Genomic DNA, 9,827 nt, shown 5'->3' with positions numbered 1-9,827 from the left:
ACGGGTACAGATACACCAACGGGAACACCGACACCAACGGGTACAGATACACCAACGGGAACACCGACACCAACGGGTACAGATACACCAACGGGAACACCGACACCAACGGGTACAGATACACCAACGGGAACACCGACACCAACGGGTACAGATACACCAACGGGAACACCGACACCAACGGGTACAGATACACCAACGGGAACACCGACACCAACGGGAACACCATCAGGAACACCCACGCCAACGGGAACAGATACACCAACGGGAACACCGACACCAACGGGCACAGCGGGAACACCCACGGGAACACCGACACCATCGGGAACACCCACACCAACGGGAACAGATACACCATCGGGAACACCGACACCAACGGGAACACCCACACCAACGGGAACACCCACACCAACCGGAACGCCCACTCCAACCAACTTCTTCGATTATTCGTCGTCCCCCAACAGCCTTACTCAAAACTTCAGCAACATCACTCAACCTGTCACTATCATTGGCAGTCCCTTTAACGACAACTTCACCGGTACAAGCAACCCAGACAATATTAGCGGTAGCGATGGTGATGACATCCTTGATGGTGGCGCTGGCAATGACACCCTCAATGGCGGAGTTGGCAACAACACCTTCACCGGGGGAGTTGGCAATGACACCTTTATCTTTAATTCCCTTCCTGGTACTTTCGGCGGACAAAACCTAATTTTAGACTTCACCCCTGGAGAAGATAAATTACAACTTGATGTTGCCTTCGGTTTCACCTCACCGGAACAAGTGCTCGCAGCATTACAATCTACCCCTTCGGGTTTAGTCTTAAACTTAGGGAATGGTCAAACTATCTCTATCAAAGCCAATTCTCTCTCACCAAGCGACATCATTCTCTTTAGTAATTCCACAGCAACACCGACACCAACGGGAACACCTACACCATCGGTAACACCGACACCATCGGGAACACCCACTCCAACGGGAACCGATACACCATCGGGAACACCCACTCCAACGGGAACCGATACACCAACGGGAACCGATACACCATCGGGAACCGATACACCAACGGGAACCGATACACCAACGGGAACCGATACACCATCGGTAACACCAACACCAACGGGAACCGATACACCATCGGTAACGCCAACACCAACAACCAACAACATCCCCAATGACGACTGCATCTGCGATGACATTGCCTATCCCAATTTAAATCAACCTAACTCAGTTGAGAACACCATACTTGGTGTATCGGGAATTCAAATAGGCACTGCCCAAAACGATGAATTTCTCGGCACTAACAACGGCAATATATTCGATGCCAAATCTGGGAATGACAACTTATATGGTGGTGCCAGCAACGACATCTTTAATGGCAACCAAGGCAATGACTTCATCATCGGAGGCAAAGGTGACGACATCCTCTATGGAGATGGAGGAAACGACATCGTTCTTGGCGAATTGGGCAAGGATTTAATCTTCGGAGGCAAAGGCAATGACTTGTTACATGGTCGCGAAGGTATTGACATCATTTATGGCAACAAAGATGATGACTTCATCAATGGTGGCAAGGATAATGACGTTTTATATGGAGGCAAAGGTGACGACATCATCCTTGGTAGTCAAGGTGATGACAATCAGTTTGGACAGTTAGGTTCGGATACCCTCTGCGGCGGTGAAGGCAATGACTTAATCAACGGTGATGCAGGAGCAGATATTCTCGGAGGGTGCGAAGGAAATGATACTCTTTACGGAGGCCTAGATAACGATACTCTCACTGGTGGCAAAGGATCCGATTTGCTTGATGGAGGCGTGGGGAATGATAGTTTGATTGGCGGTAGCGGCAACGATATCTTTGCCTTAACAACTGGTCAAGGATTTGATATCATCGCTGATTTTACCATCGGTCAAGACTTGATTGGATTAAGCGGAGGTTTGAGTTTTGGTCAGTTAGCAATCACTCAAAATACTCAGGGAACTCTCATCAAAAATGTCTTGACAGGAGAGGAGTTAGGTGTGATGATTGGAGTGAGTGCCAATGCGATTACATCCGCTAATTTCCGGTTGATTTAGGAAATCAAGAAAAGTACGATCGCCCATTCGATTCAAAAGGACGATCGCACTTCTACCAATTTTAAAAGGTCTAGCAAAAATTTAACGATTATTCATACTTTCGGCCGCGCCACTGAGTAGGCTGATTCAACGCAGAAATTAGAATACGCAAAAACGCCAGCGGATCGGCTAAAGGTGACAGCCAAAACAGCCATTTACCCGATGCCTGACTTGTATCGTAGGAAGGTGCGATCGCGAAACACAAAGCCGATCGCACTGCAACCAAAAATACATTCAATCCCAACAGCCAAAAGTGCGGAAATACACCAACCGGCGGCAGCGAACCAAACAGCAAATAGCACAACACAATCGGCACCGGCAAACCTTGAACCGCCAGCAACAGCCACAAATCGCCCCAAATTTGAGCGCCAGAAGCAGCATCTTTCAAATCGAGCGATCGACCCCATTCATTCCAAGTCTCGATCGCCCCCTCATACATCCGCACCTTCAACACCTTAGCCCCATCCAAAAAGCCCACCTTAAAGCCCTTAGCAGCCGCATAGCGAGCCAGAGTCACATCATCGCAAAACGAACCCCTCGCGACCTCATAGCCCCCCAAAGCCACCAAAACCTCGCGCTTACACAAGAAACACTGACCGTTCGCCATCACCCGTTCCGGCACATCCCCGCCAGTCCCCGTGGGCCCGAACCGATAAACCAAAGTCATTAACAAAGCAGGTTGCAGCCACAACTCCCCCGGATACTTGAGGATAAACTGCGGCGACAGCGAAATCAAATCGTAATTTCCAGCCGCCGCCGTCTTCAGCAAACTCGCAATCAAACCCGGATGCGGCACAGTATCCGCATCTATCCCCAAAATCCACTCGCACTTCTCGGAACTTGCCAAAAAACCCGCATTCAGCGCCCAGGGACGCCCTACCCAACCCGCCGGCAGCGGATCGTCGTTAATCAAGCGAAACCGGGGGTCTTTTTGTGCTGCTGCTTTGACTAAATCTCCGGTTCCGTCTACCGAATAGCTGTCAACCACAATTACTTCTCGGAGTTCGTAACTTTGGCTGGTTAATCCTTCCAAACAAGGCGAAATGCGATCGGCTTCGTTCAAAGTCGGTACCACCGCAGTACAACTACCCAACAAATCCAGCGTCGGCGAATCCGGTTCCAGGGGCGGGATGCGCGATGGGCCTTTAATCAAACGCGACATCAGAAGGGCTGCAGCGGGCAATTGCAGCAGCAAGAGTGCGACAGCGATGATACTTGTCAGCGGTTGGGAGAACAGGTGAGGGGCGATCATGGGATTTTAGATTTTAGATTTTAGATTTTAGATTTTCAATTGAAGAATTGGGAATTACGGTTGGTGTCAATTTAAAAATTTAATAAAATTTTGACCTCAAACATATTACAGGAATTGGGAATGAAAAAATCGCCATTGAAAAACCCGGTTTCTACAAGAAACCGGGTTTTTAAACTAGCTCAAAATTTAGTGTAAATTTTTGCTAAATCAGCCGGGGTTGCTCACTAGCAACTCACTTACGCAAAACCCCCACGGGCTCAGGTGGAATTTGGGCCGTGAGAACAGATGTCTCCAAAGACGGCATTGTTTCTGTTACGTCACCTGTTGCGGGTTTAGCGATCCAGCTTAACGCGATCGCCGGAACTACACCCAGAAGCACCGCTAGCGATGTTGGGAACCAGAACCGAGAATCCAAGGAAACTACAGTGATAATTGCTCCGAAAGCAAAGTTTACCAAATAAACAATTAAGGGCAAACCCAATTCCGATCGCTCTAATTTAATCGGTGTTTTTCTCCACAAGAAAGCTGCTACAGACATAAATAGCGCCCCTGTACCCATCCAGCCAGCCAAATTGCGGTAAGGCATCCCAAAGAAAGCCCCAAGTTCCTCAAACTCCCAAAAAGGCACAGCAGTTTGACTCATCGCCGGATCTAGTACAAAATCCCAAGCTGTTAGCAGCAAAGCACCCAGGGCGATCGCCCCTATTTGGCGCACCCAATTGAGTTCACCTTTACCGCCAGCTACTCCAGCGCGAGCAATTATGTATGAAACCAGTCCCAGATAAAACCACGAGAGGGGAATTGTAAACGGAACCAGCCCTGCAATTTTGTAGCCCAAACCGCTCAAATAATGGTAGTGCCCGAAGGGAAAACCCGTACTCGTTCCCAACAACTCGCTACTCAAGGACAAAAACACAGAAGGCACTAAAAAAGCCAGAGTTGCACCCCAACCCAATGTCCGCAGGGAATAGAGAGCAACTGCTGCTGCACCAAAGATGATATAAACTACTCCACCCCCAGCCATCCCCCACTGGAATAGCGTTTGCCCTGCTGGTGGCAAACTCATCACCAATTCGGGACGGGGTAAAATCAGCAGCAACCCTGCCAATCCAAAAGCCATTGAGAAGACGTGGGCAATTAGGCAAAAGCGCTCAGCAATCAAAAGTTGCTTCATGGGACTCCTCGAAAAAATATTAGATGCAGAAAGCACTCTTAACAGTTTACAAACTTTAACAAAAAACCAACTGCATTTGAGTCAGTTGTCAATTGTCTGTTGTCTGTTGTCAGTTGACAGTTGTCAGTTGCCCTGCGCGGGCCCATGCCCTGCGCGGGCCCATGCCCTGCGCGGGCCGATTCCCAATTTCCGATAATTACCTCTGTTTTGTCACTTCGGGCGAGAGTATAGCGGTATGGTGCGTCGCTCATTGATAGTCGTAAATAATCAGAATTCTGGCGGCGACGCACCCTACTTTAATTAGAATAGGAGTAGGATAATCATCTCTACCGAAAGTGACTCAAGAGGGTTACTGCCAATTGCCCACAAGCACGAAAGGTGCCCAGAAATACGGATTCTGATACTGTGGGTTTTGCAACAGCGTTAATTGAGCGTTGCGGAGGGCTTCAGCTTTGCTGGTTTTAGAAGAAGCCAGTTGCTTGTAAAACTCAGCCATAAAGATAGCTGTAGATTCGTCGTTGACTTGCCAAAGGGTGGCGGCGGTGCTGCGGGCACCCGATCGAATTGCAGCCCCGGCCAAACCCAAAGCCGCGCGGTTATCGCCCGAAGCAGTTTCGCAAGCACTCAAAACCAAAAGTTCGATCGGCTGTTGTTTCTCCCCAGTGCGGGCTCGCAGTAGTCGATCGAACTCCTTAACATTCACTTTCTGATCCCAAGTCACAATAAAAGTATCCGCTGCATTCGAGCTAAACTGACCGTGAGTTGCCAAATGGACGATCGGGTAAGACAAAGCTTTAATTCGATCGTGCAACCGCCCGCTGACAAAATCTTCATTCAGCAGCGAACTCGCCGGCATCTCGGCTGCAATTTGCTGAACTTCCTCCTTCACCCCCGGCAAAGCCGAGAAGCCTTGACGCGCTTCCGAGAGGCCAGCGGTGATCACTTTTAACTTGACTTTGTTCAGCGGTTTCGGTGCCAGCAATTGCAATCCCGGCGCCAAAGCAATACTGTATTTTTCTACCAAAAACTTTTCACCGTCGTGCAGCACCGCCATCGGCAGATTCCGCAAGTAACCGTCGAGCACAAATACCAGGGTTTTAATCCCGGCGGCGGTCAAATCCGCCTCTGCGGGGCGGATTAACCAGTCATAAACCTGTTCAACGGGTAGCCTCCTGTTGCGGGGGAAAGCAGCAGGCCTGATGGTATTTTTGGCTTGTCTGAAGGCAGTTTCCAACTCAGCTTGAGACTTCTTCGTAGCGTAGCGGCGCAGAGGTTTGCCGGGAATTGACAAAATTACCTCCAAACGATCGCTCAAAATAATCGGATAAATCACCGCCGCAGTCGGATCAATTTCCTCGATCGACTTTGGTTTAGCATCAGCACAAGCATCCCGGAAAAAGTTGTCCAATTCTGCCAACTGCAAAGATTCCACCGTTTGGCGCGCTAGTTTCAATTTAGTTTGACTGGGAGATTCCTCTTGCAAAAGCAGCCCGACTAATTCCCGATAAACCGGTTCGGCACTTTCCCGAAACGAAAATTGCACTTCGGGATTGACTGTTACCAAATCGCCCCGCAAAGAAGACAGTACATTCACAGCTTGAGTATATTGAGCGATCGCCCCTTCTGTATTTCCCTGAGCTTTCCGAATCCGTCCCAGTTGCCAAAACAATTGATAAGCAATATCGGGAGATTGAAACGCCGGTGCTAAACTCAAAGCCTCAGTTGTGAGATTTTCCGCTTTCTGATACTGCTGTTGGATTTCTGATAGTTTGCCTTTGGCTGCCAGAATATAAGCTTGTATGCGTTTATCGCCCAAACTGTTTGCTCGTTCGACAGAGCGATCGAGCATGGTGTCAATATCGCTTAAACTCAAAGTTTTCGCAGGCGACTGAGCTAATTTCATCAAGCTTTGAGCTAGATTAATTTGAGCGTAAAGTCCGGCGCGGTTCGACCCAAATTGAGCGGTTTGAGGTTCGAGAGAACGCCACAAAGCCTCTGCTTCCGACCAATCTTTGCGATCGAGTAACAAACTCAATTGGTTTAACTTTGCCTGAATTTGTAGGGGCGATCGATCCGGCATCGCCTGGATCGATCGACCATAATACTCTAGGGCCAAGCGTTCCCAATCACCCCGCTGTTCTGGTGTCAAACCCGGTTTATTGCTTTTAGCCCGTACCGTATTTCCCAGATTGAGATAAATTGCCGCCTCCTCTGATCGGCTACCTAATTTTTGGGCTGCTTCGAGTCCCGCCGAAAGCACATCCTGCGATCGTTCCAGTTGTCCCAAAACCCGCAGTACCCGCCCTAAAGCATGAGTTGCCCGGACTTGTTCGATAGAAACAGACCCATTTTTCAAAGTTTCCAAACCCGCTGTCGAAACTTCGCAAGTTGGGTTTTCCAACTTGAAAGAAGCTAATAGCATTTTGCAAGCTCTGGGGTAAAGTCCCAGAATTTCCCAAGCCCGACTTTGATTAATTTGAGCTTGAAAAAGTTGGTTTTTTCTATCAATTTGCTCGAAAATTTTAGCAGCTTGCGTCCAAATATCGATCGCCTCTTGAGTCTGTCCGCGTTCAAGTTGCAACTGTCCTTGAATGTTGAGAGTTTCAGCCAAAATCCGCTGCTGTTCGGGAGTTTTGGCTTGTGTTCGCACTGCCGACAAACTCGAATTTACAGCTTTTTCTGCTTCTTCCCAAAGCCCCAACTGCCCGTAGGTTGCAGCTAAATTACTCAAAGCTGTGGCGCGATCGAGATTTTCGCCTTTTGCCTCAAAGGCCGCCGCCGCTTGCTGCAACAAAGGTACAGCTTCCGAAAAACGTTCCTCTTGGTACAGAGTTCGAGCTTGTCGAACAAGCTGCACCGTTTGTGGTGGATTAACCTGAGCAATTCCAGGAGGAATCGCAACTGCTAGCAGACAGGAAATCACAAATAACAGAATTACTTGCCGGAGCGATCGGGTAAACTTCATAGTTAGAAAATAAAATTACAACCGCAGACACACCTACTAATTAACCCAAATACATCTTATTCTTTATCTGCATTAATCCGCGTTAATCCGCCTACATCTGCGGTAAAAAAAACCTAATTTCAACGCGGCACACAACCCGAACTCGGTTGAGGATGGCGAGAGTCAGCAGCATGACCCGGATTATATCCAACAAGCATAACTTCTCCTTGAGCATTCACCACCCAACCTTGCGCCGGAACAACTTCCCGATCGGGGATTTCCCCTTCTTCCTTCTTCGCTCGATCGGTTACATCGGTTAAATCCTCTACATTCGTTGCCGAACTTCCTGCCTCTTCTACCCAAGGAAAGGGCGCTGGAGCGGTGCTGAGGGCATCATTAGGACTGGGTGGTACTCCTCCTTTCCCAGTAGCAGTAAATGCGCTCCCTGTCTCTTGCGTGCAGGGATTTGCCGCAATTAAAGCAGCCGGATCGACCACATTTTGCGGCAGTTCCACTAAACCTTGAGCGGGATTCACCCCAGAAGAACTAAATGTAACACTACCTTGCAAAGCCGGGCCGCTACTTTGGGAAATAGCCGCAATATCGCTGGTAGGAACTAGAGAAGTCGGACTTACTTGCAACGCTGCAAATTGAGCATCTGTTAATCCCAAATTACCTCGAACCTGTTCGCGAGTCACTGAGGTAAACCCGAAAACATTAGGGACATTAATATTAACGCGACCACCTTGAGCCGATCGCGCATTAGCAGTAATATCGCTATTTTCGTTGGGTAAAGCCACCAGAATATCGCTTTTAATGTTGATATTACCGCCGCCAGAACTACCTGCATCAGTTGTAATTCTGCTGGCTCGGCGTAACTGGACATCCCGTGCTTCAAGGTTAATATTTGCTCCGGCACCGGATTCAGTTCTACCGTCAATGCTGCTTAGGTTGTTAAGGGAAATTGAATCTGCTTTCACGTTAATGTTACCCGCCCCTCCTGAACCCAAGGCTCGCAGATTGAGTGTTCCCCCATTACGAAGAATCAATTGCCCCACATTCAGATTCAACGAACCTGCATTCGCCGTAGCATTGGGATTGATTACACCAGATGCAATCCCAACGGAAATCTGAATTTGACTGTTAAATTCACCTGAACCCGCATTACCTATAACTTCTACACGACCCCCATTAATCGTAATGCTGCCCGCATCTCCTGCACCTAAAGATGCCGTAGAAATAATTCCCCCATCCCGTAGAGTCATTACAGGTGTAGAAATGTTCATGCTCCCTCCGGGACTGGCAGAGTAGGCATCAGCGGAGATGAAACTAGCAGTCCGACTCCCATTTGCCAACACTCCAGAAATACCCTCGACTGTTACTGACTCAGAGCTTCTAATTGTTAAATTACCTCCTTGCCCCGCAGTTGTATTCAACGGTTGGTTGCCAACAACAGATCCGCTAGATAAACTAATTCCGCCTCCTTCAGAGATAATCAACCGCTTCGTGTCGATATTAATGTCCCCGGCTCTCCCCTTAGTGCTGATGGCGGTTGCGCCGATAAAGGTTGGGGTAGGATTGCCGTCGGGAGTTCGCAAAATTTCTACTGATTCGGAAGCTTGAATATTGATATTCCCCGCTGCTTCTTCACTGCGAGTAATGCTGACGATACCAGCGCCATCGCGCACTCTTAAACGTTCTCCCTCAAAGGTGAAACTTCCTCCCTTACCCGTACTCCCCGCAATTGTGCCACTGTTGATCCCAGAACCGGCCATATCAAAAACCCTGGCACGGAAGGTCATATTTCCGGCGTTGCCAGCACCTAACGTGGCGCTACCCAATACGCTTCCATTGTCTATCAGCAGTCGTCCTGTATCGATCGTGATGTTTCCGGCGTTTCCTGTGCCGTTGGTGCTAGTTACCAAAATAATTTGCGGGTCAAAAGGATTTATCGAGCCAGATATTGTAAACTTACTAATAAAGTTTTGAAAGCTCTCAACTCCAATTCCACTCAGTTCTACTGAGTCGGTAGCGCGGATATTGACAGCGCCCGCTACACCATTTTCTAATGCCAGCGTGGAGATTTGCGCTCCACCTTCGGCCCGAAAATTTTGAGCGTTAATGTCGATACCCCTACCATCGATATTTCCCAAAGTCAGTGCATAAATCTGCCCATTATTGAGGTTGACATTTCCACCTCGAATATCAACTTTGCCCCCACCGAGTCCACTGGTGTTGAGCACTGAGCCGTTGGTTATTTCAATATTAAGCTGTTGCACATTTAAACTGTGATACAATCATTACCCTTATTTTTGATTTTGCGACCCCATTTAATTATTAAT

5 protein-coding genes and 1 pseudogene are annotated in these 9,827 nt (G+C 48.5%); 1 reads left to right on the top strand and 5 read right to left on the bottom strand.

The annotated features are described in order from the left end of the window. A partial coding sequence (locus tag QUB35_RS37220; RefSeq protein ID WP_333147838.1) for a calcium-binding protein occupies positions 1–2,076 on the top strand: 2,076 nt, incomplete at its 5' end. Between the two features lie 88 nt (positions 2,077–2,164). Here QUB35_RS37220 and cruG read toward each other — a convergent pair. The 5 genes and pseudogenes from cruG to QUB35_RS37195 all read right to left on the bottom strand — a co-directional run. Further along, positions 2,165–3,367: a 2'-O-glycosyltransferase CruG gene (gene cruG / locus QUB35_RS37215; protein WP_333147835.1), complete on the bottom strand. Its 1,203-nt coding sequence runs from the start codon at positions 3,365–3,367 to the stop codon at positions 2,165–2,167. Between the two features lie 232 nt (positions 3,368–3,599). Beyond that, a complete protein-coding gene (gene cruF, locus QUB35_RS37210; protein WP_333147833.1) occupies positions 3,600–4,541 on the bottom strand; it encodes a gamma-carotene 1'-hydroxylase CruF in 942 nt (313 codons plus the stop codon). Positions 4,542–4,579: 38 nt separating this feature from the next. Then, positions 4,580–4,792 carry a hypothetical protein gene (locus QUB35_RS37205; protein WP_333147831.1) on the bottom strand — a complete coding sequence of 71 codons (213 nt, stop codon included), beginning with the start codon at positions 4,790–4,792 and terminating at the stop codon, positions 4,580–4,582. A gap of 98 nt (positions 4,793–4,890) precedes the next feature. After that, positions 4,891–7,506, bottom strand: a complete 2,616-nt coding sequence (locus QUB35_RS37200; protein ID WP_333147829.1) for a CHAT domain-containing protein — start codon at positions 7,504–7,506, stop codon at positions 4,891–4,893. Between the two features lie 119 nt (positions 7,507–7,625). Further along, positions 7,626–9,767, bottom strand: a pseudogene (locus QUB35_RS37195) (beta strand repeat-containing protein); the annotation flags it as partial. Positions 9,768–9,827 lie beyond the last annotated feature (60 nt).

The sequence above is a fragment of the Microcoleus sp. B13-B6 genome (assembly GCF_036705405.1).
In the GTDB taxonomy this organism is placed as follows: Bacteria; Cyanobacteriota; Cyanobacteriia; order Cyanobacteriales; family Microcoleaceae; genus Microcoleus.
This window is presented reverse-complemented; position numbering and strand designations above follow the sequence as displayed.